This window comes from Bacillus kalamii (assembly GCF_047238185.1).
GTDB lineage: Bacteria > Bacillota > Bacilli > Bacillales > DSM-1321 > Bacillus_AD.
Map to the genome: position 1 here is coordinate 1875708 of NZ_JBDFMI010000001.1, position 26982 is coordinate 1902689.

Below are 26982 nucleotides of genomic sequence, written 5' to 3' on the forward strand. Positions count from 1 at the left end.
GGACCTATGGTAGAAGTAAAATTGCACGATATAGGAGAAGGAATGACCGAGGGAGAAATAACCTCTTACCTGATTAAGGAAGGCGATCCGGTCACAATTGATGAGCCGTTGGTTGAAGTGCAAACAGATAAAGTAGTAGCTGAACTTCCCTCGCCCATCAGTGGAATCGTCAAACAAATACTCTTTCCGGTCGGCAGCACGGTTAGCGTAGGAACAACGCTCCTGACTATTGAACCCGAACATGCCGGCATTAAACATCAGCAAATAAAAGAAGATCACAAAAAAACGCTTTCACTTGCCTCACCTATCGTAAACCAAAAACGAATACTCGCCACTCCATATACTCGAAAAATCGCCAGAGAGAACGGCATAAACCTGGACGATGTCCCCTCCTCTGATCCATCAGGAAGAATTACTGAGGAAGACGTTCTGCGCCATATGAAGCAACCAGCGAAACAGAAATCAGTAGCATTGCAGGAGACGGTCAAACGTGATGCTGTCGATATGGAATACTTGCCGTTTACAGGCATACGCAGGCAAATTGCACAAAAAATGACCAAATCTTTATTTACAATCCCGCATGTGACACAATTTGAAGAAGTCAATATGACTTCCCTCATGAAGGTGAAAGAAGAATTAAAAAGCAAGCAGGTGCCTGTTTCAATCAGCTCCTTTTTAATTAAAGCTCTAACGATCGCCTTAAGGGACTTTCCTATTTTCAACAGCAAGCTAGACGATGAACAGGAACGGATCATCCTTGAAAAACAGATGAATATCGGTATTGCGGTCGATACAGAAAAAGGATTGGTCGTTCCTGTCATCCGCCAAGCTGATCAGCAATCAATCAGGCAGCTGTCGGAGTCTATTTCGGAAGCCAACCGGAAAGCAAAAGAAGGTTCATTGTCACCGTGGGATTATAAGGGCGGCACGTTTACAGTCAGCAATGTCGGGCCGCTCGGCAGTATAGCGGCAACCCCGATTATCAATTATCCGGAAAGTGCAATTATCGCTTTCCATAAAACCAGAAAGATACCGATTGTGAATGATGAAGACCAAATTACGATTGGGCATATGATGAACATTTCGATGTCATTCGACCATCGTATCGCGGATGGTGCTACAGCAATCGCTTTTACCAACCGTTTCAAGGCTCTGATTGAACAACCGGCAAGGCTATTAGTGGAGTTGATCTAAATGGTAGTAGGTGAAATTATCCAAGAAAAAGATGTAATGATTATCGGCGGCGGCCCCGGCGGCTATCATGCTGCCATTCGAGCGGCACAATTAGGCCTCACGGTCACACTGGTCGAAAAAAAGACTCTGGGAGGAGCATGCCTGAATCAAGGGTGCATCCCTTCCAAAGTCTTTACACATGCAGCAAAACAATGGAGCCAATTAACCAATCTCCCTAAGCTGGGAATCAAAGTGGAAAATCAAACAATTGAACTTCCAACCTTGCTTGCTTACCAAAAGAAAATGATCGACCAGCTCCGTCATGGTGTTGAAGCATTGTGCAAAGCCAATAAAATCGAAGTGATCGAAGGCTCAGCCGCCTTCCTGTCAGAAGACCGCATCGGTATAGAAAATGGGCATGCTTTCGATACTTTCAGGTTCAAGCATGCCATCATCGCAACCGGTAGCACTGTAAATGGAACTGAATATGATTCGCCTTTTGTGCTGGCAGCGGATGAACTGTATAGCTTGAATCAGCTTCCTCCCTATTTACTTGTCTATGGACATGACTATATCGCTATAGAAGCGGCTATGTCCATGTCTGCTTTTGGCAGCAAAGTTGTTTTTGTACAGGATGCTCCATTTCCATTCGACCATGACATCAGCCATGAGTTGAAGAGGCAATTCAAAAAGAAAGGGATAAAGTGGTTCCAGGAATCAGCTCTGATAGACATTCATTCCAACGATAAGGGCGTCCAAGCCAAGTTTAAAACGGAAGAACAAGAAACCTTTTCATTGGAATGCACCCATTTTTTGATGGAAGGACGAAGAAATCCGAATACGAAGGAAATGGGGCTGGAACGCATTGGGATCGAGTTGGATGAGAACGGTTTTATCATTACGAATCACCGGCTAGAAACTAGTTTGCCCCACATTTATGCAGTAGGCGATGTGACAGAAGGAGCCCTCCTTGCAAGTAAAGCACTTAAACAAGGGAAACAGGCAGCGGAAGCAATAGCCGGCATGCAAACAGCGTTTTCCCTTTCCTTTATACCGAATGTGGTTCATTCCCTACCGCCAATTGCTTCTGTAGGATTGACTGAGCAACAGGGTATCGACTCTGGATATAGCGTCATTGCCTCCCGCTTCCCTTTAGCTACGAATGGGATGGCTGCCGTTATGGGAGAAAGCTCCGGTTTCATTAAAGTGATCGCCGATCAAAAAACAGATCTCATACTCGGCCTTCATATGATTGGCCATGGTGCGATCGAACTATCCTCTGCCTTTGTGCAAACACTCGAAATGGTTGCTAAGACGACAGATCTTCAAGATATTTTCTACGCGCATCCTAGCCTGAATGAAACACTGCTAGAATGCATAGAAGGATTGACAGGGACGGCAATCCATATGGTTCCAAAGAAACAATCCGTAAAATGACATGGAATGCCCTTGACTTTCTATTCAAGCTGAAAAAGGCAAGAATGCTGTTCAATCTTCATTCTTGCCTTTCTTTTTTGTTTAAAGAGGGAAATAGGATGTTTTTGTGAATTGCACCTTCATTTTACTGTTGTTGGATTGCCTGATTGCTTTGTTTCAAAAATCAAGTGGTGAATCTGGCACTCTGTTCAGTTTTATAATCTTGAAATGCCTATCATGCTTGCGGCCGCATTGGATTCGTTCATAGATCAGTCTTTACTAGACCTTAAGGAATACCTCTTAGTCTATTTAAAATGAGCGAACTATTATTTTGACTTTTCAATAAACAAATTGATATACATTTTTTGCTATGGTAAACTATCTCTGATAATGATTATTATTATCAAACATGTACACTTGATTATCAAGGACTACTAGCATCCAATCCCTTTGCATTGAATTACATAATAATCTAATAATCGCTAGACTGGAAGGAAACACATTGCAAACTGCAATCATCTTTTACCATATAAAAAGGAATGAACACTATGTCAATTGACTTGGATTTCTCTCTTGTGAATCACTATTATCATATTTCGCCTAAAGGAGCCGGCCAGCCTTTGGCCGAAATGCCTGCAACTGATTTTTTCAATCCGGAAACATTAATACAAATGATGCATAAAGCTGGCCACACAGTTGAAGCATTAGGCTTGGATTTGCCCGCTTCTTTTTTTGGTACATCTCTATGCAACTTATGTTCTACCAAGTTGCTTTTTCTTGCACAATCAAATGTCCTTATTGACTTATCACTTAAGAATCTCCTTTTTCAGGTTGAGGTTCATGATGACCATGCCCACCTTGGATACAAAATAGAAACACTATCGTATAGCGAAGTGCCTGAGGTGGATAGCCTTTCTGTAATCCAAAAAGACTGGGAACGTTTTATTTCTTCAGAGATTACTCCCGCAGTGGAAGCAATAGCTTCCGCTGCAAGCCTAAAACCTTCCATGATATGGCTGCAATTCGGCGGTGAAATGGGTATGTTAAGGGATTTTATACAACAAAACGAAAAAAATGAATGGGTACTAGCAGCATTCAAACAACAATTCGAACTATTATCCGAGCTGCTTTCTCCTGCTCTATTTAACCGGAAACGGAATCCATTCCAGCACACCAATAAATATGTGGACAATCCATATCAAGAGGGAGAACAATTAGTGATGCGTTCCTCATGCTGCCTCTATGACCAAAGAAAAGGCGGGGTAAAATGCTTCGTTTGCCCCCGATTAAAAGAGACAGAACGGGAAGAAATGAAACGGCACATACAAACTGTCCATTAAAAAAATAGGTGTTTTATCAAGACCTTCTAACTAGACCAAGGAAGGTCTTTTTGGCTTATTATCATAGGAAATGCATCTGTTCATTTACACTTATTCCAATGAATAGTTGCAATAGGGACATAACACCTACTTTTTGTCTTTGAAAAAAAATACCCGTCCTAGTTGTTCCTTTGCCTTTTCATAAGCATTCTATACAGCGGATAAAGCATCATAATCCCGAAAAGCAATATAGCTTCAAGCAAAGGTTGGATTACATTGCCTAGCGGCGAAGGAGACACAACAGAAAAAGTATAGCTGAATGCTAACAATAGAATAAATAAGCATAGATGTACCAATAGAAACCGTTTCAAAGGAAAACCATCATTCTTGATTCGATAGCGGACAATCGCCAATGCCGCTGCAACTAGAAAAAGAGATAAAAATACCCATTCGATCCTGCCTTGCCATATGCCTAAATGATCAATCCTTTGAAACTCTTCTTGTGTAAGGTTCTTTTTAGACAGCCAAGACTCCCCTCTATGGATACGATAACTATCTAGCAATGCAAATCCTGCATACAGTAAAAACATCAATCCTGTATATATATAGGTATAGAGTGGCTTAACAGATTGTTTGGCTTCTGTATCGATTATTCCCTTCAGCATGGATTGCCCCTCCTTTCGCTTTGATTCATAAACTACTTAAAAGCCACTATCCAAAGTGTTAGTTGCTTCAGATAATGAGCGTCTTGCTTCCTTCATCATCCCCTCTATCAATTGCGCAACGGTTGGCTGGTCCTTTATCAATCCACTGATCTGGCCCCCATTCAGGAACCCATTTTCCATATCCCCTTTTAATGCACCGAGAATATGTTGCTCCTCCGTTGTCAGCCTATTAAACTCTTCAGCTGCAATACCTTGTTTTTCCGCATTTAAAAGAGTTTTTGCATATGGATTTTTTAATATCCTTCTGACTCTTCCAACCGAGCGCCCGACAATGACTGTTTCTTCACCAGACGCACCCATAACTATTTTCTTATATGTATCATGGAACGGAGCATCCTTCGTTGCAATGAATCTTGTTCCCATTTGGACACCTTTTGCCCCAAGCATTAAGGCTGCAGCAAGCCCCCTGCCGTCGCCGATTCCGCCCGCGGCGATAACTGGCAATGGACTGGCATCCACTATTTGCGGAATTAATGTGAACGTTGTCAATTCAAGATTTGAGTTGATGCCTGCTGCTTCATATCCTTCTGCCACCAACAAATCGACACCCGCTTTTTCGGCATTGACCGCATGTTTGACGGAAGCAACTACAGCCATCACTGTTGCACCATGTTCATGCAGTCTTGATACATAGGGGCCAGGATTGCCGGCGGATAAGGAGACAACCGGTATAGAATGCTTACTGACAAGTCCGATCAGTTCTGTTGTGTATGGAGTAACGCCTAAGGCTATATTCAAAGCAAACGGCTTATCTGTCCTTGCTTTCAATTCAAGTATGATTTTATCTACGTCATCAGGATGCATGGTTCCGCAGCCAATGGTCCCCAACCCTCCTGCTTCAGATACAGCAGACGCTAGTGCTGCGTTGCTTATATTACCCATTCCTCCTTGAATAATTGGATATTTAATGTTCAGCATTTCCGTGAGATTCTTCATTTGCAACACTCCCTATGGCTATTTCTTCAAAACAAATAGCCTACTAATGGTCATTCACTGGTAGGCCGTTGGAACGTATGCGTTAGTCTATGATGAGAGGATGCTCAGCGGCATTATAATAGGAATCCTTCTGATTCAAATCATTTCCTTCCTCAAAAACGGATTCAAAGAAGGCATTGGCTGGTTTTGATAAGATTCGATAGTATTGGCTGAATAATGAGGCAGCATGGTTCCCGCTCCATCGTGGACGGAGCAATTCCTGAGGGAGTCCGGGATCAACAAACAAGAACTTACGGTATTCATGAACTAGGTTGGTCAATACGGCAAAGCATTCTGCATTAGTCATCTCTTCTCTTTGTATGGAGCTTTGATCAATAATGAATTGTGAGCTGTACATGGAAATGAAAGACTCATATTTGGCTTCAACTTCATCCAACGGCCAGCTTTTTTCTACCAAATCCTTTGCATTGGCTGGACCCTTGTAATCAGAAATAAAAAAGTCGGCATATTGTCCGATATCATATTTTTGAATCAGCTGGTGCACCTCTTCCTCCAGATGATTGGGCGATAACCAGCAACCGCTTGAAAAACTGCCGAATCCGCTCCAAAGAAGCTCTTTCCGCAACTCATCACGAATCTGCCTTTTTTCTTCGGGAATCGTATACATGAGGATACGCCATTTACCGTCCCATTTTTGCGGATTTAGTTTATAAATCCTTTGCGCTGCCTCTTCCATACGGTGCATTCCCCGCTCCGTTAATGAGTAGTAGCTTTTATTGCCTTGTTTCTCCGATTCCACCCATCCTTGCTTCACCATCCTGGAAATCGCAACACGAACTCCCTGCTCATTATGCCCGAATTCTTTTAATAACGAGATTAGGCTGCCGATCCATATTTTATTGCCATAATGACGGACATATTCTCCATAAATAGTAAAAATCATTGATTGAGTATTGGCGCCCACCGATTATTCACTCATTTCAGATAGTTTTGTAAATTCCTTACTCTATCTTCCATTATATCTTCTATCACTTCACAATCAAATCATTATTTGCCAATATTATCTATATAAACTCATTAAACCGCTTTAAAAGAATTGAAATTCCTTGCCCTACCCCAATGCACATTGTAGCTAGACCGTAATCCACACGCCTTCTTTGCATTTCATGGACAAGAGTAGTGGTGATCCTTGCCCCGCTTGCCCCCAACGGATGCCCAAGAGCTATACTGCCTCCATTGACATTGACTCGATCCTTATCCAAGCCCAACTCTTGAATGCATGCCAGCGTTTGTGATGCGAACGCTTCATTCAATTCTATCAATCCAATATCCTCCAGATTTTTCCCTGTACGCTCCAGCAATTTTTTCGTGCTGTAAACTGGCCCGATTCCCATTATCTCCGGCTCCACTCCGCTGACAGCTGATGCGACATATTCAGCCAACGGCTCAATGCCCAATTCTGCTGCCTTCTCTGCACACATCAATAACAACATAGAAGCTCCATCGTTAATGCCTGATGCATTTCCTGCTGTAATACTGCCTCCGGGCACAATCGGCGAGAGCTGTGATAACGCTTCATATGCAGTATCTGCCCGTGGATGCTCATCTTTCTCCAGACAGATAAGGTGTCCCTTTCTGTCTTTATAGGTGACCGGGACGATTTCTGTTTCAAATAGGCCTTTTTCTATTGCAGTCTGAACCCGCATTTGACTTTCAAAGGCGTATTCATCCTGCTCGAGCCGGGAAATATGGAATTGGTCAGCCACTTTTTGGGCCGTTTCCGCCATAGAATCACTACCATATTGCTTTTTAAGTATGGGATTGGTAAAACGCCATCCAATCGTTGTATCAATCAAAGAAAGATTCCCCCGGGCAAAACTCCGTTCAGGTTTTAATGCGACTAATGGCGCTCTCGTCATGCTTTCGGTTCCGCCTGCAATGAAAACATCCCCTTCGCCCATGGCAATTGCCCTTGCCGCGTAAATAATGGCATCCATGCCAGACCCGCATAGACGGTTGATTGTCGTTCCTGCCACAGAAACGGGCAGGCCGGCTAAAAGGGAAGCCATTCTTGCAACGTTTCGATTATCCTCGCCGGCTTGGTTGGCATTGCCCAATACAACTTCCTCAATCTCTTCCGGATTGACTGCTGGATTCCGTTCAAGGATTGCTTTTATGGCGCTTGCCGCCAGGTCATCCGGGCGGATATCCTTAAGGATGCCATTATATTTACCTATCGGTGTTCGGACTGCATCTATAATAGCAACTCTCTTCCTATTCATATTTTTCCCGCCTTTTCTGCAATAGTGGCATATTCATAGATGCCCCTTCCTGTCTTCCTGCCGAGTCTGCCAGCCTTCACATATTGTTCCAATAACGGAGCAGGACGGTATTTTTCACCCAATTTTTCATGCAAATACAGTAAATTGTTCAATCGGACATCCAGTCCAACCAAATCGGCCAATTCAAAGGGACCCATCGGATAATTCAAGCCAAGCTTTATGGCTTTATCTATTTCTTCGGGAGTCCCGAGCCCTTCCTGAAGCATATAAAAGGCTTCATTCCCTACCAATGCACTTATTCGGCTCGTAACAAAACCGGGAAATTCGTTAATAACGACCGTTTCCTTCCCCATTTGTTCTGCTATTTCACGGATGGCAGCGACCGTTTCATCCGATGTTTCGAGCCCGCGGACCATCTCTACCAAGGGCATACTATGGACTGGATTAAAGAAATGCATCGCCATTGTTTTCTGTGGCCGTTTACCGTAGGATGCAATTTCTGTGGGGCTCATCGTAGAGGTATTAGTGGCAAATAAACAAGTATCAGACGCATATTGCTCCATCATTTGAAATACTTGTTGTTTGATTTCTTTCTTTTCAGGGACAGCTTCGATTATGACATCCGCTTCTTTCAAACACCTTTCCATATCTGAACTATATATTATTTTTTTATCGATCATCATTGCTTGTTCATCTGTGATTTTTCCTTTTTTCAGCCCTTTTTCAATTAGTCGACGGATTGTAACCTGTGCTTGTTCCAAAGCCTCCTCATGAAGGTCCGTTAAAAATACGGAATAACAGCCAAGCGCTGCAGCATACGCAATCCCTCTTCCCATGACGCCAGAACCAATGATCGCAACCGTACGGATCATATTAATTCCCCCTTTATGAAAGTCCATTAGTCCCTTTTTTATTTCCCATAAAAGATAGGCTTTCTTTTCTCCAAAAAAGCAGCCACTCCTTCATGATGATCTTCCGTTAAACCGGCAATCCGCTGATTTTCTGCTTCTTTCAGCAAATACTCATTCAATGGGAGTGTCCCCGCATACGAAAGCGACCGTTTAATCAACCCCACCGCTTTCGGCGGCAGCTTGATGATCTTTTCAATATATTCTTGTATGCCTGTCTCCCATTTTTCCATACTGACCACCTGATTGACGATGCCCATTTCATATGCGAAAGCGGAGGGAATCTTCTCGCCGAATAACGATAACTCCAATGTTTTTGCAGGGCCGATCAGCCGATTAAGAAAAAAGAGATTTCCTGAATCAGGTATTAGCCCGACATGTATGAATGCATTCAAAAAGGAACTCTTTTCCGATGCTACCCTGAAGTCACAGGCAAGGGCAAGGCTGAATCCCGCTCCTGCGGCTACACCATTCACCGCAGCTACAATCGGTTTCTCGCATTTCATGATTTCCTGGATCATCGGTCCATAGTGTTCTCGCAAAACGAGTCCGTGATCCATTTCCCCATCTACATCCGATAGATCCTGCCCAGATGAGAATGCTCTTCCTGCCCCAGTAAAGACCAAGCATCGGACTGCCGGATCTTTGGAAGCTTTGCTGACAGCCTGTTTTATTTCACGGTTCATTTCAGCTGTAATGGCATTGAGTGATTCAGGCCTGTTCAATGTAATCCATGCAGCATGATTATTCACTTCATACAAAATGGTTTCTGGCATTTCTTCACCTCTACTCACCTTTAAATTCCGGTATCCTTTTTTCTAAAAATGCCCGCATTCCTTCTTTTTGATCATTTGAAGAAAACAGCAAATAAAAATTTTTGCGTTCCTGGAGCATCCCTTCCTGCAGCGGATAATCGATTGCCTTATTCACAGATTCCTTAATAAGCCTTACAGACAATGGAGGTTGCTTGGCTAGCCTGCGGCAAAGGCGTATAGCTGATTCGTCCAATAGTTCGCATTCTGTAATTGTGTTGACAATGCCGTATTGCTGGGCTTCCTGGACAGATATCCTGCTCCCCGTCCAAAGCCACTCAAGCGCCTTGTTTCTTCCCGCCAGTTTTGTCAGCCTTTGTGTACCGCCTGCGCCAGGCATCACGCCAAGGTTCACTTCCGGAAAAGCAAACATGGTATCGGTAGCAGCAATGAGCAAATCACAGCATAATGCCAATTCAAAGCCGCCTCCAAATACAAAACCTTTCACTGCTGCTACCATCGGTTTCCGGATTGCGCCAAGCCGGTCCCAATCCGAGAACGGATTGTTTAATTCCAGAGCAATAGTATGATCATTAAGCATTTCGTCAATATCCGCCCCCGATGAAAATGCTTTTCCATTCGCTTTAATCAATATGCATCTGCAATCCGCACTGCGATCAAGGAACTCGGCACAATCGGCAATTTCCTTTACCATAGATCTATTTAGAGCATTGTAGCAATGGGGCCGATTAAGCGTAATGCTGCCGACCCCTTCTTCACAGGCCATTTCAATGTAATGAAAATCCATTACACATCCTCGCCGATCATTAACGTTACCAATTCGCCGGCAAATCCCATTAGATCCTTTCCGGAAGCTTTGCCTTCTGCAGAACGCATTCCTGCCTTAAGGGCATCATGGTCTTCGTAAAGCATTTCGCACATTAAATAATACTTGCCTTCCCCTCCCATTGGAGATCCTGTTATCTTTGTTACCTTCATCTCTTTCAATCCTGGAATTTTCTCTGTAATCGGGCCATGTACGTTGAAATAGTGTTCATCGAATTCTTCCTTATTTTCAGGATGCTTATAAAGAGCGATTAATTTCACCATTTTTATTTCCTTCCCTTACTATAGATTTGAAATAGGCTTCATTGTTTCAAACGGGTTTCTGCAATTCTTGCAATAGAGGATACTTCTGCATGCGGTCGGGCCGAATAGATTTTCCACGGTTACAAATGAAGAACCGCAATAAGGACAGTCCACCTGCCAGGAGCCATCTTCTTCATTCATTCGAGGAGGCGGTGAAATTCCAAATTTCTTTAGTCCTTCAATGCCCTTCTGTGTGATGCGGTCGGACGTCCAGGGGGGATCATATAGATATTGAACGGTTGTCTCTTTAATTTCCTCCATGCATTCCATTTCTTTCAAAATAGTTTGTTTCATAATTCCCAATGCCGGACAGCCTAAAAAGGTTGGAAGCAGTTGGATGGTCACAGAGTAACCATCTTTATATTTCTTAATAAGCACATTCTCGAGCATGCCTAAATCGAGGATGGAGACAGTATTAATTTCTGGATCCATCACCATGCTAAGCATTTGATGAATGGCTTCCTCAAGCGTTTTGGCATCCATACTATTCACTCCTAGCATTACCATATGGCTTTCTCATCAGTTGCATAAACCTCAGAAAGAATTAATAGGGCTTGCTGTAAATCTTCCGTATGGTCTCCCAACCTCCCGTTATTATGGCCTTGCTGGATACCATGTTCCGGCAAAGAAAGAGAAGCGCGTTCCATAATAAGTGCCAGTTCTTCCTTCCATCCCTTGTATAATGTGATTTCTTCGTCTATCAGGCCGCTGTCAACGATTTGACCGGCATACGAACCAAGGTGGAACAGATCGTGGCAGTCGGCCATTACTTGTTGAAGCGCGGCAACCATTCGGTTACGCCCTTCTCCCTCAGCATTCACCAACTGGATAAACCAAGTGCGCCAATGCAGTTCATGATAATACAATTCCATAAGGACTCTAGTTGCGATATGAGAAAGCGGTCCATAGCTGCTGCTCTTTAATGACTGCATTTTCACCTTCTTGGCAACGCTGTATAAAAAATTCCTGCATACAGCATACGCCCAATCAAATCGAGGGTTTTCAGAATAATCCCCTGGTCCATTAACGCGTTCAACCAATATGCAATTTCTTCTCTCAGCCGGCTTTCTGGCATGTGCAAGTTTATCGCAGCTTCCTATGTTAAGATCTTGAAGAATGGCAAAAAACATATTGGCATGGCCCATGCTATCTTGGGTAATCGAAGCGGAGGCTACATCCTCTTCAATATGAGGAACCAATCCAAGCCACTCAGAACCTCGGAATGCATATAGGAAATCATCATCTGCCAATTGGAATAATAAATCCACCAATGCTTCTTTTTCATCTTTATTCATTCGTTCATTCATTGATTCTTGTCTTCCCCCCATGACATAATTTCTTTTTCATCCAGTTGTTTTTGTTCGTATTGCCGCCATTTTACCCTCAAATGGCCATACCCTTTCGTTGTCCGATATGTTTTATTGTCGAGTCGTTGGAGCATGGATTTTTCTTCAGGCGATACACCCTTTATATGGATCCGGTCAACAACCCAGATGTCCGCGACTGGTTCGCGCCTCATAAAGTTCTCCTGTGCCATTACTAATGCTAGCTCAGGATTAGGTGCCAATAAGCTGAACTGATGTTGAAAAGGTGAATCTATATTTTTTTTGCTGAATACCTCGTATTCATTGAAGAATGTTCTCTCTTTCTCCACTAACTACCCTTCTCCTTCCTTATGACGATTGGATTGCCCTGCGGCCTAGAGCCTCGCGTACCCAGGCATTATTTTCATAAGAAGACTTTCTGAGAGAAAGCCTTTCTTGGGACCGGGGACCATTATTTGAAATAATGTGTTTGAATGTATCCCAATTTGGCTGTGTATATTCCCATTGTTGACTGCCCTCATCGAACCTCAGCAATGGATCATGGATTACTAAACCCAACGCTTGAATTCTTGGAATATATTTCGCCAGGAATTTCTGCCTTAATTGTTCATTTGTTTTCGTCCTAATCTTATATTTTATGGTCGTATCCTGTTTGGAACTTCCTGTGGTTTCTTTTGTAGCCGGCCCAAAAAACATCAGCAGTGGTTCCCACCAACGATCGAGAGAATCCTGCAATATATCCTTCTGGTGTTTAGTCCCTTCCGCCATCGCCATCACAATCGACTCGCCATGTTGGGCATGGAAAACCTCTTCGGCGCAAATTCGATGAAGCGCTCTCGAATAGGGGCCATAGGATGCGTTCAGCATATTGGTCTGGGTCATAATAGCCGCTCCATCGACTAGCCAGGCGATCATCCCGGCATCAGCCCATGTTTTGGTCGGCATATGAAACACATTATGGAACTTTAAAGTGCCATTGAATAAATCCTGCATGAGATCCTCTCTTGTTTTTCCATACGGTTTCATTAGGTCTTCGGCCACTCTGAGCAGCAATTGGCCGTGGCCCATTTCGTCCTGTACCTTAGCCATGATGCTGAGTTTCCGTTGAAGTGAAGGTGCTTTAGGCACCCATTCTTTTTCTGGCAAAGCCCCCATGATTTCACTGATTCCATGCATGGAGATCAATTTAATTAATGTTTTCCTGTACTCGTCGGGCATCCAATCATCAGCTTCAATTTTGTCACCTGCATTGATGCGGTCCATGAATGCTTCCATAGGATCTTTGTCTGTTTGAAAACTGGGCTGCTTCCTGCTTTCTTGTTGATGCGACATACACATGCCTCCTAAAGATATAACGGATTTATTTTTTTTGATTCATTTTTGTTATGGTGTTTTTTCGTATTAACAAGGTGTCAATGAGGTTAAGTGGTGATTTTTGTAGATTTCTATCGTTTGCGGCTAGATGGGAAGTGTATTTTGTTGTTTGTTCCAATCGATCACCCTGATTGCTTTCCCTTCGGAACGGGTTATTCCCCTGGGCTGGCAAAGAGTTACATCCACCGACACAAGGCAATTCGATTTTATGGACTGTTGGATCTTTTTCCTTAATTGTTGAATAATCACATGATCCAAATTATGCTGTGACTGTTCGAAGATTGAATCTTTCAATTCGACATGAAGGTTCACTGTATTCATTGAACCTTTTTTCTGCAGGTGAATTTGATAATGCGGCACCAACTCATGGAACTGCAGGAGCGTTCTTTCCATTTCCGATGGAAAGACGTTGACACCCCTGACAATAATCATGTCATCTGTTCTTCCTTTAATTCTGGACATTTTAGCAGTCGTTCTTCCACAGGAGCATTTGCCTCTAGTAACGCTAGCGATATCCCCGGTGCGATAGCGGATTATTGGAAGCGCTTCCTTTGTTAAGCTAGTGAAAACCAGTTCTCCGGTTTTTCCTTCATCCACAGGCAACAATGTATCCGGATCGATGACTTCGACCAAAAAATGGTCTTCCGCAATATGGAGTCCGTTTTGTTCTTCATGGCACTCGATAGCGACGCCCGGGCCCATCACTTCACTTAATCCATATATATCAACAGCTTTTATTCCTAGTTTTTGTTCAAGGATAAGCCTCATCTCATCCGACCATGGTTCCGCCCCGAAGATGCCGTATTCAATGCTAGTGCTTCTCGGATCAATCCCCATTTCTTCCATTCGGTCCGCAATATTCAATAAGTAGGACGGCGTTCCGCAAATTCCTCGCGGCTTCAAATCCTGCATAATGGTAATCTGCCGTTCGGTCAGCCCTCCTGACATCGGGATCGCGGTCATTCCAAGCAATTCAGCTCCATAGTGGAGCCCGAGCCCACCGGTGAACAATCCATAGCCGTATGCGATATGGAACATATCCTTTTCTTTGCCGCCTGCAGCTATAATCGCTCTGGCCACAATTTCTGCCCAATTGTTTATATCTTGTTCAGTGTAGCCGACAATCGTAGGTTTCCCGCTTGTTCCCGAAGACCCATGTATTCGCAACACTTTATCCTGTGGAACTGCAAACATGCCAAACGGATAAGTGTCCCTTAAATCCTGCTTTGTAGTGAACGGGAGATTGGTGATGTCTTCCAGCTTGGTGATTTCCTCTGGTGTTATGGAAGCCTCCAAGAACCTCTGACGATAAAATGGAACATTTCTGTAGACATTCTCCACTGTTCTTTTCAACCGTTCATATTGCAGTTGATCAATAGAGCTGCGCTCCATCGTTTCCATTTCCAGATTATAGATCAATCAACAAACCTCCTTCGGTTAATTACATTTTCAATACGGCAATGACAAATTATGTTATATCATAAGGGTAGTTCCTTGCCATAATTTTGTCAATTAATTTTTAGAAAATTTTAACAATTTTATTGATTATTTTTGCTTGAACTCTCCATATCCCTGTAGGATTAAATGAAATCTCCCAATATAAGCGGTTGCATTCATATCCAATACATTTGAATTCCTTCCGTAACCATTTGATTTGCGATAGCCATAATAAAAGAGGCCGGTAGCACCCGTCCGGCCTCTTTTCACTGTTACTAATAAAATGGTCTGTACCCATTGGATCCATATGAATCATTTACTTTTTCTTCTCCAACAATAACGGATCCTGAAGTTCCAACTCCATTTTCTTCAACTCCAACTGCAGTTTCTTCGTTTCAGCAATGAAATTTTCCTGTTTCAGTCTTTCAAGTTCAATTTGATCTTTCATAAATTCATTTTTCAATTTAGATGATTTCCCTCTGTGATCTAAAATAATGGCAAGGATGGGGACTGAAAAAATCATCACAACCGCAACTAATCCGATCGATAGCATGATTGGCTCCTTTCTTTGGCATGTCCCATTAGTCAACGAATGCTACATGGTCTGATTCAACAGAGAACGTTTGAAGAATCTGCCCTTGTTTATTTAAGATGACTGCATTTAATTGCCCGCCGTATACTGATCCGCCGTCAATATCAATATAATCAGCTTTCTCATTGAGCCAAATCCCATTCGTTCTGTCAGTATGTATTTCCTGGGTGGGTGTATGGCCGAAAACAATAACCTTTCCTGTTTTGTTCGGTTGCTCCCAATTTCCTCTGATCCAAACCATTTTATGGGGATCGGTATCACGCCAATCAGAAAGCGCTGGATCAATCCCTGCATGGATAAATAGGATATTGCCATACTCATAGTAAAGCTTCAGCTCTTTTAGATAGTTTGTTTTTCCGATTGCCCTGGACATTAACTCAGCTATTTGAGGATAATCCATGCCGCTCAGGTCATCTAAACCTGTGAATTGCTTAATCGTAAGATCGCCGCCATTCCGAAAATATCTTTGGCCATTTTCTTCTGTTGGATCATCCAAGAATTTCATCAGCATATCTTCATGGTTGCCTTTTATTAAAATAATCTGATCTCCATAGTGCTGTTTCAATTTCATTAATTCAACGACAACCTTGGATGAATCCTCTCCTCGATCTATACAATCACCGATAATGACAAGCTTCATTTCTTTATCCCAATTCTTCAGCAGTTCCATCATATAGGTGTACTGTCCATGTATGTCGCTAATAGCAAACACATTGTCTTTCATCTGAACTCCCCCTGTTGTCCAAATAATCCAACCCTTACGTTCCATATATTATTATTGTAGCATGTTTTATCCCAGGTTGATTAATGAAAAACAGCAGGCAAATGTCATTTCATTCATGCATTATCAGTGGTAAAATATAGAAAAGATCATCTTTCAAAAGGAAGTGGCGTATGAAAAAGTCTGTTAAAGAAGAATTATTTTCTTGGATGAAGTCTTTATTGGTTGCCTTCCTGATTGTTTTTATATGCGAACAATTGATCATTACGCCCAAAATGGTTTCCGGTGAGTCCATGGAACCTACGTATGAAAATAAAGATAGAGTTATCATAAGTAAAGTTTCAACGCCAAAGAGATTTGATATTATCACCTTTCATGCACCTTATTCTAACCACATTTATATTAAACGTATAATCGGATTGCCGGGTGACCATTTGCAAATGATTGACGATCAGCTTTACATAAATAATCGATTAGTGAAAGAACCTTATTTGGCTCCGTTAAAAGCTGCTATCGGATTCGGCGATCTGCTTACGGGGAACTTTGATGCAATTGTTCCAAAAGGGCATTACTTTGTTTTGGGGGATAACCGGCAAAAAAGTAATGATAGTCTCCTATTCGGCCCCATTCATGAAAAATCATTAATTGGTGTTGTCAAATTTACCTACTATCCTTTGGATCATGCAGGTTTTAATAAGTAACTCCCCCTAAAAAAGAGAAGGCATATGCCTTCTCTTTTTCTTTTAGCAAAGCAGTCTTATGTACTCCTTATATGTTGGATAAAGGCCGAGCTTTCGTTATCCTAATACATATAAACTGGCTAAGCCTATAACATTATAAAAGAATATTTTTTGTCGATTGCTCCAATTCTAACCTTAGTTTTTCTGTTTCAAGCTTAAAATTTTCATTTTTGAGTCTTTCTAATTCAAGCTGGTCCCGAATTATATCCCTTTTTATTTCCTTTGTTTTTTCAAGATGGCTGGAAACAACTTTCAATAAAGGAACAGAAAAGATCAGTATGACTGCTGCTAAACCAATTGACACAATCATTCCCCCTTTCTAAATAAAGGAAAGTGTTCATTTTTACCGTTATTATACTATTTATCCATTTGTTTACCAATATAAATTTCATTTACTTTTGATAATTAGGAACATAGTTAAATTGGAATTTTAAAAAAGAGCCTCTCTTTGAAGAGCGGCTCTTTTTAACAGTTCATTCGTTTTCCGTTTCTTTTTTGCTGCTAACGTTGGGAACCGACATTTCTAAACTATGCCGATGCACTTTTTTTAATAAACGGAGCAAGTGTTTTTGTTCTTTTTCATCCAATGCATCATTCACCATTGATGCCTGGAAATCAGATTGTAACGGCAGTACCTTATCAATTATGGCTTGGCCCTTTTCAGTCAATGAAATATACTTGATTTTCCATTCCTGCTTTCTTGCAATGAGCCCTTCCTTTTCAAGCCGTTTCAGCATATGCGAGATTCCTCCCCTGCTGATCATCAACTGTTCTGCCAGTTCCATTTGTGTCAATGGCTGATGGGCGGCAATTTGCACCATGGTATCAAATTGGTTAATGGTCAATCCAAACTGATCTAAGTATCCATTCGAAAGCTGGTTGCTCCGTTGATAGAAGCGGCCGATGCGCAGCCATATCAATAAGCTTGTCGTATTATCATGTGTAAACCATTTTTTATTCAAAAAAACCTCTTCTTTCCTCATTAACTCTATTGTTATTGTCAGTTTATTAGTAACCTGACAATCTGTCAATAGATGTGATCGGAAAAAGAGGTTTTAATATGATTGTTTTATTTATTCCGTAATAAGGTTACCTTTATTATGCTTGCATACCTGCTTTAACCCATTTGGCTACGGTAGCCGTACGTTTAGCCTGGAATTTAACAGCAGCTTCTGCGTCTTCGTTCATTTCTCCTGGAGCAGGAACCGTTACACTTGTTCCGTATGGGTTTCCGCCAGCAGCAAAGGTTGATGGATCTGCATAACCAGGTGCAACAACAATCGCTCCCCAATGGTGCATAGTTGTATACAAAGCCAGAATCGTTTGTTCTTGACCACCATGTGCATTTTGGGCAGACGACATCGCGCTGACCACTTTGTTGACTGTTTTCCCTTGTGCCCATAAACCGCCCGCAGTATCAATGAATTGTTTTACTTGGCCAGGGACATTGCCGAATCTTGTTGGGATACTGAAGATATAGGCATCTGCCCATTCGAGGTCTGCCAATGTTGCTTCAGGTACATGTTGTGTTGCATCCACATGTGTACGCCATGCAGGGTTGCTATCAATGGCAACATCAGGGGCCAACTCAGGTATTTTCACTAATTTTACTTCCGCGCCAGTTTCTTTTGCCGCTTCTGCCGCCCATTCTGCCATCTTATGGTTTGTTCCTGTTGAACTGTAATAAATGACTGCTACTTTAACATTTTCCATATTCAATCACTCCATCTCTTTTATTTGTACATCAGTTGGCTATATCAGAGAAGTATGTAAGCACTGATGAACACCACATCTATCAGTTTATTAGTAATCTGATAGATTGTAAAGGAATGTGCTTCCCTTTCCCTACTGTTTTTTTTCATTAATGCTTCAGGTACTCCGCCAAATAAACTAATCTTTATTTCTATTGCCTTGATTGCCTTTCCTTAAACTGAATTACCTCATGTCAATTTAGTGACATTATTATTCTATAACTATTTTTATCCAATCCCGCTATTTCAAAAATTGGTAGACATAGTCAATGATAACCCTATATAGGAAATTCTTACGCCAGTCCTCTATTCAAGACGCAGGCAAAATGATGCATTGTCAACAACAGCTTTCTATTACAGACATAAATAGTAAAGGAAACGGTAACAGAAGATTCATTGTTTTCAACAATCAAAACATTGTACAATCAAATTAACATCATTATAAAAAAATTATTATTTTAATATAAATGATTGGAGGGAAACTAGTTGGCTGATAATATGGAATGGACATACAGTGAACTACAGCAGCTCATGGATGCACTATTTGAAACGGTCATTGTCACCACCACGGATCTTGATGGAAACATTACGAGCGTAAACAAGGAATTTCAAAGAGTGTCAAAATACAGTGAAAAAGAACTCCTTGGCAACAATCACCGGATCGTCAACTCAGGATACCACCCGAAAGCTTTTTTTCGGGATATGCTTCAAACGATACATAACGGAAAGAAATGGTCAGGGGATGTATGCAACCGTACAAAGGACGGTTCCTTATTTTGGTTGAAAACGGTTATTGTCCCGTTGCTCGATGATTACGGTAAGCCCTATAAATTCTTGTCTTTCCGAACAGACATAACCGATCAAATGTATATTAACGAAATCAAAAAACTCGCTTACTATGATGAGCTTACCAGTCTGCCAAATCGCAGATTACTAGAAAAAAGAGTCCAGTATCAAATCGAATATAATGAACAAAAAACAATAGGGCTGCTGTACGTCAATATTAACCGTTTCAAATTGATTAACCAAGGATATGGATATCCTACAGGAAACCAATTATTGGTGCAGGTTGCTTCCCGGTTAAAGAGCGTCTGCGGGGATGAGAGCACTGTTTATAGAAACACCAGCGATGAATTCATTATCATATTGGACAATGCCTTAGATATTGACAGAGTAGCCAGTAAAACCATTGACCTATTCAAACAGCCATTTATAATTGATTCCAATAATATCTTTGTCAATGTAAGTATTGGCGGATGCACTTTCCCAGATGAGGCATTATCTTTTGAAGATCTGATTCGCAATGCCTTTATTGCCCTCAGAAAGGCCCGCACCTACCCTAACAGCCATTACTTGCGCTTTGAACCTTATTTAGATACATTTCCGTATGATATAACCATTGAAACCAAGCTTCGGCAAGCTATTGAACAAGATACATTGCAATTGTATTATCAGCCAAAAATGGACTTACGGACTGGAACAATCACTGGTGCAGAAGCGTTACTCAGATGGAATGACAATGAACTTGGCTATATTCCCCCTAGTTCCTTCATTCCTTTAGCCGAGGAAAGCGGACTCATTTTGGAGCTCGGTGAATGGGTGATCAAAACGGCTGTCCGGCAAATCGAGCAATGGAAAAGTGATCTTGGCATAGAGGTAGAGATTGCCATTAATATCTCTCCCATCCAACTTAATGAAGTCTTTTTTATTGATAAAGTGAAATACATAATTGAGAAAAGCGGAATTAATCCTTCTATGCTACGAATGGAAATAACCGAATACTGCATGATGAATAATACGGATGAAGTCTATGAGACACTGATGGAACTTAAAAGAATGGGCATTCAAATATCGATTGACGATTTTGGAACAGGATATTCATCGTTTCAGTATTTAAAAACATTTCCGATAGATGAATTAAAAATTGACCAATCCTTCATTCAAGGCTGTGACAACAGCAAAGATATCGATGTTGTGAATGCTATTATCGTTCTTGGGCACGCCCTCCATCTTCAGATTGTTGCGGAGGGTGTCGAAACGGAAAAGGAATTACATATGTTAAAGGAACATGGCTGTGATATCATACAAGGCTATTATTTTTCCAAGCCATTAACCGTGCATGACATAACAAAGAAACTGGCGGAATCATTTATTCATTTACATTAATGATAACGGGGCGGCTTTCCTACTTAAATCGCTGCCCCATTAAACGGTTAGTATGCATAACGATCATCGGCCTTATACGTTCGGCATCTTGATGTAGTCATCCTTCTTTCATTCCCCGTCCATTTTCCTTGCAGCCAAATCTTCAATTCCTTCTTTTGTACATCCTCTTCTTGACTCACATCGATTTCCCAAACTTATTTCATTTCGTGGCTGTGAATTGAATACGACTCTTTAGGAGCGTCCTTACATTAAAAAAAGCCAGCCAAAAAGAATGGCTGGATTAAAAGGAAACATATAGGAGTTAAAGGTAAAGAAAATGTTCACTTACAAACCAATCATAGGATAGTTTTCTTAAAATTCCCTTAAAATAAGTTTTTGTACCACTATTCCTTCTATTTTATATTCTCCTTTTGCTCTATACTCTGTTTTTCGGATCCCGGCAAGTGCCTTGGTTCAGTTTCTTTACTCCTTTTCTTATTTCTAACAGCAATCAAAACCGCAGCTACCAATATCATAATCAGCCAAATGAGGAGAAACACAACAATCTGAAACCAACTCCATTGATCCATTGCCATTTTCAGTCACCTCTTTATAGGTATATGCCCCACTTCCCTAAATTTGTATAGAAATGAAAAGTCTATTTTCCATCCAAAAAAGAAAGCAAAACACTTGAAAGTCAAAAAAGATCAGAGTATACTATAGATAAGGTCAAAGATAGTCAAAGTCAAATTGACCAAATGGGTTTGGAGAATATTCATGATCATAAGGAGGAGTCACATATGTTATGTGAAAAATGTCAAAAACAACAAGCAACTGTACAGCTGCAACTTCGAGTTAACGGACATCAAGAAAAACATCATCTGTGCTCTGCTTGCTATAGAGAAGAAAAAGCAAAATTGGGCGCCATGCCTCAAATGGGTGGCCTTTTCGGCCTATCCCCTTTCACAGCCAATCCGTTTTTTGCTAATGGCGCAAACGGCATGCCGCAAATGCCGAATGAACAAGCTGAGCAACCTATGAACCAGCCTGGCGCTGAAGCTCAGCCAGGATCACGCGGCGGCGGATTGTTAGATCAGTACGGACGGAATTTAACGGCAAATGCCAAAGCAGGATTGATTGATCCTGTCATCGGCAGGGAAAAAGAAGTGAAAAGAGTCATTGAAATTTTAAATAGACGGACTAAAAACAATCCAGTCTTAATTGGTGAACCCGGTGTCGGTAAAACAGCCATTGCAGAAGGCTTGGCACTTAAGATTGCAGAAGGCGCAGTGCCTTCTAAATTACGTTCGAAGGAAGTCTATTTGCTGGATGTCGCTTCACTCGTATCAAATACAGGCATTCGCGGACAGTTTGAAGAAAGAATGAAGCAATTAATATCTGAATTGCAGGCCCGAAAAAATGTCATCCTCTTCATTGATGAAATTCATCAATTGGTTGGAGCCGGTTCTGCAGAAGGCTCCATGGATGCCGGAAATATTTTAAAACCTGCATTGGCTAGAGGCGAGATACAGCTGGTCGGTGCCACAACGTTAGCTGAATACCGCCAGATAGAAAAAGACGGCGCGTTGGAACGCCGATTCCAACCGGTCCAAGTCGATGAACCGAGTATAGAAGAAGCATTGGATATCCTAAACGGACTGAAGGAACGATACGAGTCCTTCCACAATGTATCTTATACAGATGAGGCACTAAAAGCGGCTGTAGACCTTTCCCACCGTTATATCCAGGACCGATTCTTGCCTGATAAAGCAATCGATCTAATGGATGAAGCGGGCTCAAAATTGAACCTAACAATTGAAAGTGATGACGAAGAAGCCGTCAAACAACGATTGACAGCCATCTATAAAGAAAAAGAAGCGGCTTTAAATAAAGAAAACTATGAAAAAGCGGCTTCCCTTCGCGACGAAGAAGCTAAATTGGAAAAAATGCTTGAAGCTGGAAACGCAGTAAAACCAATCGTAACAATAGATCATATTCAAGAGATCATTGCCAATAAAACGGGCATTCCTGTTGGCAAAATGCAGGAAGACGAAATGAAGCGTATGAAACACCTTCAGGAGGACTTGAACAAGAAAGTCATCGGCCAGGAAGTAGCGGTTCAAAAAGTGGCCAAAGCTATCCGCAGAAGCCGTGCAGGCTTAAAAGCAAAAAACCGCCCGATCGGTTCCTTCCTTTTCGTCGGTCCTACCGGCGTCGGTAAAACCGAATTATCGAAAGCATTGGCTGAAGAATTATTCGGTACAAGAGATGCAATGGTCCGGCTGGATATGAGTGAATACATGGAAAAACACAGCGTGTCCAAATTGATCGGTTCACCTCCAGGATATGTCGGCCATGAAGAAGCAGGCCAATTGACTGAAAAAGTAAGAAGACATCCATATAGCATCGTATTGTTGGATGAAATCGAAAAAGCCCATCCGGACGTCATGCATATGTTCCTGCAAATTTTAGAGGATGGACGTTTAACAGACAGCCAAGGGCGCACTGTCAACTTTAAAGATACCGTCATTATCATGACAAGTAATGCAGGAGCAGGATTTAAGGATAAAAAAGTCGGTTTCAACAAAGAAGGCGCGGAAGAAGAAAAAACAACCATTATGCAAAGCCTGGTACATTACTTCAAACCGGAATTCCTAAACCGCTTTGACAATATTATCGAGTTCGACCATTTGAAAAAAGAACATCTTGTCCAAATTATCGATCTTATGCTCGGTGAATTAGATGAAATGCTACAAGCTGAAGGCTTATCATTGGAAGTCAGCAATGAAGTGAAGGAACAATTGGCGGATGTCGGCTATAGCCCTGAATTCGGAGCCCGCCCTTTAAGAAGAGCCATTCAGGAGCATCTTGAAGATGCCATTGCAGATTTCATGTTCGATAAACCAGAAGCCAAACAATTAAAAGCCTTCATGACAGATGGCAATATTCAAATTGCCAGCAAGTAATTAGAAAAAGCATTCCGTTTCTTCCAACGGAATGCTTTTTTTGATCGACCCCTTTTTAAACAAAAAAAATCTATTGCCGTTTATTTTCTTCATGGATTACAATACCCTTATGGAAATAGTTCCATAAATTGGATTACTGTGAGAATAAGGAGAGAAACATGGATTACAGAATATTATTTTTCGATGTTGATGGGACGATCACGAAGCGCGATGGCAGTATCCCCTTATCGGCACGGACTGCTATTCATAGATTGAAGGACCGGGGGTTTATCCTTGTCGCTGCCACTGGAAGACCATTAAGTCTATGCACTGATATTAAGGCGTTAGGGATTGATACTCTCATTACTGCAAATGGCGCATACGTGAAGCACAAAGAACAAATACTGCATAAAGTGCCATTAGAAAAGCAGCAAATCAAAGCCCTCATGGATTTTACATCCTTCCATCAACACGGACTTTCCTTCTTTACGGAAGAATTAAGCATGAACGGCATAGAAAATAGAGATATAGCCAACACATTGAAAGAGACGTTATCATTGGATGTCTATCCTTCTGTTGATAAGAGAATCTTCGAAAAAGAAGTGTATTTAATGTGCTTATATGCCAATGAACAGTCAGCCGAGTTATACACCCGTGAATTCCCCCATCTACGATTCGAGAGGTGGCATCCATTCGTTCTGAATGTGTTGGAAAAAGAAATATCCAAATCATTAGCCATAAAGCACGTTTTGGACTACTTCGATTTAGAGCCAGCACAGGCAGTCGCGTTTGGAGACGGAGAGAACGATATAGATATGTTAGAGCTATCCGGGCTTGGAATCGCAATGGGAAATGCAAATGAGAAAGTCAAATCAGCGGCTGATTTTGTCACCAAATGTGTTGATGAAGACGGAATAGAATTTGCTTTAAACCATTTCGGGATCCTGTAGAAAGCGGGCTGCTGGCCAATAAATAGAATAAGGCATCTTATTCTTTAACGACGATTTTTTTTGCCTCCGCTTGAGCAGGATTAGATAGAGCTATATCACCGTCTATCCAAACATCCACTTTGTTGCCAACTCTTAAGCTACTTGCATCATCGTAACTGAGATAGATTAGCGAAATTTGCTCTTTAAACAACTCACGATTTGTTTTATGTTTAAGATTCTCGTATTGTTCAAAAGAAATGTTTTCAGCTACCAATATTTTATCTTTTTCTACTTCAAGAATATAACCAGTCATTGTTGGCTCTTTCCCTAGGCATCCACTCATAAAAAGAAGAATGGCAAAAGTGAAACTTATAAATGAATAGCGCAAAGCATTCATTTTTTCAGTCCTCCTGTTTACATTATTCTACAGTGTGGTTTCAATTCACTTTTGAAGAAGGTGATTCAAGATATTTTAAAAAGTCTACCGCTTGCTTTTCGCATAAATTATCGATGTAAAATTCTTCAAATACATCTTCAGAATAAACTGAGAAACCATAATCCTTTAACTGTCTGCGCTTCATTAAGAAGCTTTGAGCCGTATTGACGCTTTGTACATATTTCTTAAAAGTAATAACAGTTTCAACTGTAAGTATATGCGTTTGCCTAATAGTTATATATCTATCGTTAAATGTTAAGCCGGCATATTTCCATTGTAGATAAGCGTTTGGAGTTATGAGCACTATAAATGCTGCTAATCCAATTAAAAAATAATCAAAGTAAGCGGTGATAATTAAACATACTACTCCTAAACGGGTTATCCAATTATTATAATAAAAGAAGAATGCGTTTTGATTTGGCGTTATATCCAGAATTTGCTCTTTAAACTCTGGAAAATATCTATTTAACACGGATGATACTTCATTTTTTTTAATGACAGGAGCGATTAATATGGAAGTGGATCCTGAATCATAAAACCCAACACAATCTATTTCAAGCTGAACATAGCCGAACCATCTATAAAAAATAGGTTCAACGATTCGAAGAGTTCTCATATGCTTTCTTGGAATATGAAAAGCCTTTCGGTTAAATCTTCCCTGTTCAACAATGACTTCTTTACCAGTACCTCTAATAGAAAAATTACTATATGTAACAAATATATATCCGAAGCTAATTATGTAGGTCAGGACTAATACTGCCGCTACACATATTAATATGGCTGTTAAAATTTCTGGATTGAGTAAATTTATATCTGCAAATTCTTTTATTAACTCTTTTCCAGTTGCTTGTTTTTCATCGTAGTGCTTACTTAAAAAACCTAATATAAAACTAAATGTAGTTAATGCTGCCGGAAAAGCCATTAATAAAACTTTCAAGCTGGAAGTGGATAATAATAAGTAGCCAAACGGTGTTAACTTTGTGCTATTTTTAACCTTAACCATCTGAAGCAGAAAATCAGGGAATATTTGTTCTTTTACACGTTTAATATGCTTATTAGCTAATACAAAGGTAACACTACTTCCTCCTATTAGTTCCAGTGAAAAGTTTGAAATACTAAATAATCGTTTTGGTAAAGAATCTGTAGTTGTAATAGACTTTACTCTTTTATACGGTATTTCATTTACCTTTTTACTGAATACTCCTTCTGAAATACGGATGAAAGAATCTTTGAATTCAAATGTTTTATTGATCCATTTTAAAAATGAATAGATCACAAGCAGTACAATGAACATATAAAAAGCTGCTTTTATATAGATTGCGTAATGATTTTTAGCCCCAATAAAAGCAATGACCAGTCCCAAGAGCGGCCATACCTGAGTCTTTATACTATCAAAAGTATGGTACAAAAACTCAATAATATTATCTCTTTGCTTACTCATCTATGTCAGCCTCTTTGCTTAGAACATATTTTGTAATTGGTTCCTTCAGTTTGTTAACCTCACTTAGTTTTATATATTCAATATAGTGAGCGTCCCCTGCTGTATATATACTTAAAGAATATAAGTCAAAAAAACGAGAAAAAAATGTCTTTTCAACATCATAATGCTGAATTTTCTTTAATGGAATCGTATACTCTTTTTTCGATAACCCGCCCTTCCTCACATACAAAAAGTGTTCAATTACTTGATAAGAAGTATTTTTTTGTTTGAAAGGGCTCAATATTATTTCTAACAACATATCATAGATTTTATACACCAGATATAAGAGTATAGCGAATAATAAGAAATCAGTTTCCCTAAATAAATATGCTGCTCCTGAAGCAACAATAATAGGAATGATTGAGGATTTGATTGCCTCCAATATCCATATTATTGTGCTTCCTTTGTCCACATTGGTCATATATTCTTCCCCTTAACTATTGGCTT

Annotated in this window: 29 protein-coding genes; 7 read left to right on the plus strand and 22 right to left on the minus strand. The window is 40.8% G+C overall.

The window, feature by feature from the left end; genetic code table 11:
- Window positions 1-6 precede the first annotated feature (6 nt).
- The 3 genes from ABC357_RS09405 (at window position 7) to ABC357_RS09415 (ending at window position 3929) form a co-directional block, all read left to right on the plus strand.
- Window positions 7-1194: a dihydrolipoamide acetyltransferase family protein gene (locus ABC357_RS09405; protein WP_412887249.1), complete on the plus strand. Its 1188-nt coding sequence runs from the start codon at window positions 7-9 to the stop codon at window positions 1192-1194.
- Window positions 1195-2610, plus strand: coding sequence for a dihydrolipoyl dehydrogenase (gene lpdA, locus ABC357_RS09410; protein ID WP_412887250.1), 1416 nt, complete (start codon window positions 1195-1197; stop codon window positions 2608-2610).
- Between the two features lie 527 nt (window positions 2611-3137).
- The gene (locus ABC357_RS09415) at window positions 3138-3929 is read left to right on the plus strand and encodes a hypothetical protein (protein ID WP_412887251.1); all 792 of its coding nucleotides are present in this window, start codon (window positions 3138-3140) and stop codon (window positions 3927-3929) included.
- A gap of 158 nt (window positions 3930-4087) precedes the next feature.
- On the opposite strand, the gene ABC357_RS09420 is transcribed toward ABC357_RS09415, so the two are convergent.
- The 15 genes from ABC357_RS09420 to ABC357_RS09490 all read right to left on the minus strand — a co-directional run bounded on the left by ABC357_RS09420 (window position 4088) and on the right by ABC357_RS09490 (window position 16112).
- The gene (locus tag ABC357_RS09420; RefSeq protein ID WP_412887252.1) at window positions 4088-4573 is read right to left on the minus strand and encodes a hypothetical protein; all 486 of its coding nucleotides are present in this window, start codon (window positions 4571-4573) and stop codon (window positions 4088-4090) included.
- A gap of 36 nt (window positions 4574-4609) precedes the next feature.
- A complete protein-coding gene (locus tag ABC357_RS09425) occupies window positions 4610-5569 on the minus strand; it encodes an NAD(P)H-dependent flavin oxidoreductase (protein WP_412887253.1) in 960 nt (319 codons plus the stop codon).
- 82 nt (window positions 5570-5651) lie between these two features.
- The gene (paaX, locus tag ABC357_RS09430) at window positions 5652-6533 is read right to left on the minus strand and encodes a phenylacetic acid degradation operon negative regulatory protein PaaX (protein WP_412887254.1); all 882 of its coding nucleotides are present in this window, start codon (window positions 6531-6533) and stop codon (window positions 5652-5654) included.
- Between the two features lie 100 nt (window positions 6534-6633).
- Window positions 6634-7851: an acetyl-CoA C-acyltransferase gene (locus ABC357_RS09435; protein ID WP_412887255.1), complete on the minus strand. Its 1218-nt coding sequence runs from the start codon at window positions 7849-7851 to the stop codon at window positions 6634-6636.
- Window positions 7848-8723 (minus strand): 3-hydroxyacyl-CoA dehydrogenase, encoded by an 876-nt coding sequence (locus ABC357_RS09440; protein WP_412887256.1) that lies wholly within the window; start codon window positions 8721-8723, stop codon window positions 7848-7850. The genes ABC357_RS09435 and ABC357_RS09440 overlap by 4 nt, the downstream gene beginning before the upstream one ends.
- 38 nt (window positions 8724-8761) lie before the next feature.
- Window positions 8762-9535, minus strand: a complete 774-nt coding sequence (locus tag ABC357_RS09445) for an enoyl-CoA hydratase/isomerase family protein (RefSeq protein ID WP_412887257.1) — start codon at window positions 9533-9535, stop codon at window positions 8762-8764.
- A 10-nt stretch (window positions 9536-9545) separates the two neighbouring features.
- Window positions 9546-10319 carry an enoyl-CoA hydratase/isomerase family protein gene (locus ABC357_RS09450; protein ID WP_412887258.1) on the minus strand — a complete coding sequence of 258 codons (774 nt, stop codon included), beginning with the start codon at window positions 10317-10319 and terminating at the stop codon, window positions 9546-9548.
- Window positions 10319-10621 (minus strand): EthD family reductase, encoded by a 303-nt coding sequence (locus ABC357_RS09455; RefSeq protein WP_412887259.1) that lies wholly within the window; start codon window positions 10619-10621, stop codon window positions 10319-10321. The genes ABC357_RS09450 and ABC357_RS09455 overlap by 1 nt, the downstream gene beginning before the upstream one ends.
- Window positions 10622-10639: 18 nt before the next feature.
- Window positions 10640-11143, minus strand: a complete 504-nt coding sequence (gene paaD / locus ABC357_RS09460) for a 1,2-phenylacetyl-CoA epoxidase subunit PaaD (RefSeq protein WP_412887260.1) — start codon at window positions 11141-11143, stop codon at window positions 10640-10642.
- Window positions 11144-11160: 17 nt separating this feature from the next.
- A complete protein-coding gene (gene paaC / locus ABC357_RS09465; RefSeq protein WP_412887261.1) occupies window positions 11161-11967 on the minus strand; it encodes a 1,2-phenylacetyl-CoA epoxidase subunit PaaC in 807 nt (268 codons plus the stop codon).
- Window positions 11964-12314: a 1,2-phenylacetyl-CoA epoxidase subunit PaaB gene (gene paaB / locus ABC357_RS09470; protein WP_412887262.1), complete on the minus strand. Its 351-nt coding sequence runs from the start codon at window positions 12312-12314 to the stop codon at window positions 11964-11966. The genes paaC and paaB overlap by 4 nt, the downstream gene beginning before the upstream one ends.
- A gap of 19 nt (window positions 12315-12333) precedes the next feature.
- The gene (paaA, locus tag ABC357_RS09475) at window positions 12334-13260 is read right to left on the minus strand and encodes a 1,2-phenylacetyl-CoA epoxidase subunit PaaA (RefSeq protein ID WP_412888628.1); all 927 of its coding nucleotides are present in this window, start codon (window positions 13258-13260) and stop codon (window positions 12334-12336) included.
- A 183-nt stretch (window positions 13261-13443) separates the two neighbouring features.
- Window positions 13444-14760, minus strand: a complete 1317-nt coding sequence (locus ABC357_RS09480) for a phenylacetate--CoA ligase family protein (protein ID WP_412888629.1) — start codon at window positions 14758-14760, stop codon at window positions 13444-13446.
- Window positions 14761-15112: 352 nt separating this feature from the next.
- Window positions 15113-15349, minus strand: a complete 237-nt coding sequence (locus ABC357_RS09485) for a hypothetical protein (RefSeq protein WP_412887263.1) — start codon at window positions 15347-15349, stop codon at window positions 15113-15115.
- Between the two features lie 28 nt (window positions 15350-15377).
- Window positions 15378-16112, minus strand: coding sequence for a metallophosphoesterase family protein (locus ABC357_RS09490; RefSeq protein WP_412887264.1), 735 nt, complete (start codon window positions 16110-16112; stop codon window positions 15378-15380).
- Window positions 16113-16282: 170 nt separating this feature from the next.
- On the opposite strand from ABC357_RS09490, the gene lepB reads away from it, so the two are divergent.
- The gene (gene lepB / locus ABC357_RS09495) at window positions 16283-16810 is read left to right on the plus strand and encodes a signal peptidase I (protein WP_412887265.1); all 528 of its coding nucleotides are present in this window, start codon (window positions 16283-16285) and stop codon (window positions 16808-16810) included.
- A gap of 133 nt (window positions 16811-16943) precedes the next feature.
- On the opposite strand, the gene ABC357_RS09500 is transcribed toward lepB, so the two are convergent.
- The 3 genes from ABC357_RS09500 to wrbA all read right to left on the minus strand — a co-directional run bounded on the left by ABC357_RS09500 (window position 16944) and on the right by wrbA (window position 18562).
- Complete coding sequence (locus ABC357_RS09500; RefSeq protein ID WP_412887266.1) at window positions 16944-17153, minus strand: hypothetical protein; 210 nt, start codon at window positions 17151-17153, stop codon at window positions 16944-16946.
- Between the two features lie 169 nt (window positions 17154-17322).
- On the minus strand, window positions 17323-17811 hold the full coding sequence (locus ABC357_RS09505; protein WP_412887267.1) for a MarR family winged helix-turn-helix transcriptional regulator: 489 nt from the start codon (window positions 17809-17811) through the stop codon (window positions 17323-17325).
- 136 nt (window positions 17812-17947) lie between these two features.
- On the minus strand, window positions 17948-18562 hold the full coding sequence (wrbA, locus tag ABC357_RS09510; RefSeq protein WP_412887268.1) for an NAD(P)H:quinone oxidoreductase: 615 nt from the start codon (window positions 18560-18562) through the stop codon (window positions 17948-17950).
- 524 nt (window positions 18563-19086) lie between these two features.
- On the opposite strand from wrbA, the gene ABC357_RS09515 reads away from it, so the two are divergent.
- A complete protein-coding gene (locus tag ABC357_RS09515) occupies window positions 19087-20766 on the plus strand; it encodes a sensor domain-containing protein (RefSeq protein WP_412887269.1) in 1680 nt (559 codons plus the stop codon).
- Window positions 20767-21158: 392 nt separating this feature from the next.
- Here the strand turns inward: ABC357_RS09515 and ABC357_RS09520 are convergent, their stop codons facing one another.
- Complete coding sequence (locus ABC357_RS09520) at window positions 21159-21341, minus strand: hypothetical protein (protein ID WP_412887270.1); 183 nt, start codon at window positions 21339-21341, stop codon at window positions 21159-21161.
- 204 nt (window positions 21342-21545) lie between these two features.
- Between ABC357_RS09520 and ABC357_RS09525 the strand changes: the two genes are divergently transcribed.
- Complete coding sequence (locus tag ABC357_RS09525) at window positions 21546-23711, plus strand: ATP-dependent Clp protease ATP-binding subunit (RefSeq protein WP_412887271.1); 2166 nt, start codon at window positions 21546-21548, stop codon at window positions 23709-23711.
- Between the two features lie 158 nt (window positions 23712-23869).
- Window positions 23870-24640 carry a Cof-type HAD-IIB family hydrolase gene (locus ABC357_RS09530; protein WP_412887272.1) on the plus strand — a complete coding sequence of 257 codons (771 nt, stop codon included), beginning with the start codon at window positions 23870-23872 and terminating at the stop codon, window positions 24638-24640.
- A 37-nt stretch (window positions 24641-24677) separates the two neighbouring features.
- Here ABC357_RS09530 and ABC357_RS09535 read toward each other — a convergent pair whose 3' ends face one another.
- The 3 genes from ABC357_RS09535 to ABC357_RS09545 are packed head-to-tail and all read right to left on the minus strand — an operon-like array spanning window position 24678 to window position 26956.
- A complete protein-coding gene (locus ABC357_RS09535; protein WP_412887273.1) occupies window positions 24678-25016 on the minus strand; it encodes a DUF3221 domain-containing protein in 339 nt (112 codons plus the stop codon).
- 40 nt (window positions 25017-25056) lie between these two features.
- Window positions 25057-26496 carry a PH domain-containing protein gene (locus ABC357_RS09540; RefSeq protein ID WP_412887274.1) on the minus strand — a complete coding sequence of 480 codons (1440 nt, stop codon included), beginning with the start codon at window positions 26494-26496 and terminating at the stop codon, window positions 25057-25059.
- Window positions 26489-26956, minus strand: a complete 468-nt coding sequence (locus ABC357_RS09545) for a PH domain-containing protein (protein ID WP_412887275.1) — start codon at window positions 26954-26956, stop codon at window positions 26489-26491. The genes ABC357_RS09540 and ABC357_RS09545 overlap by 8 nt, the downstream gene beginning before the upstream one ends.
- Between the last annotated feature and the right edge of the window lie 26 nt (window positions 26957-26982).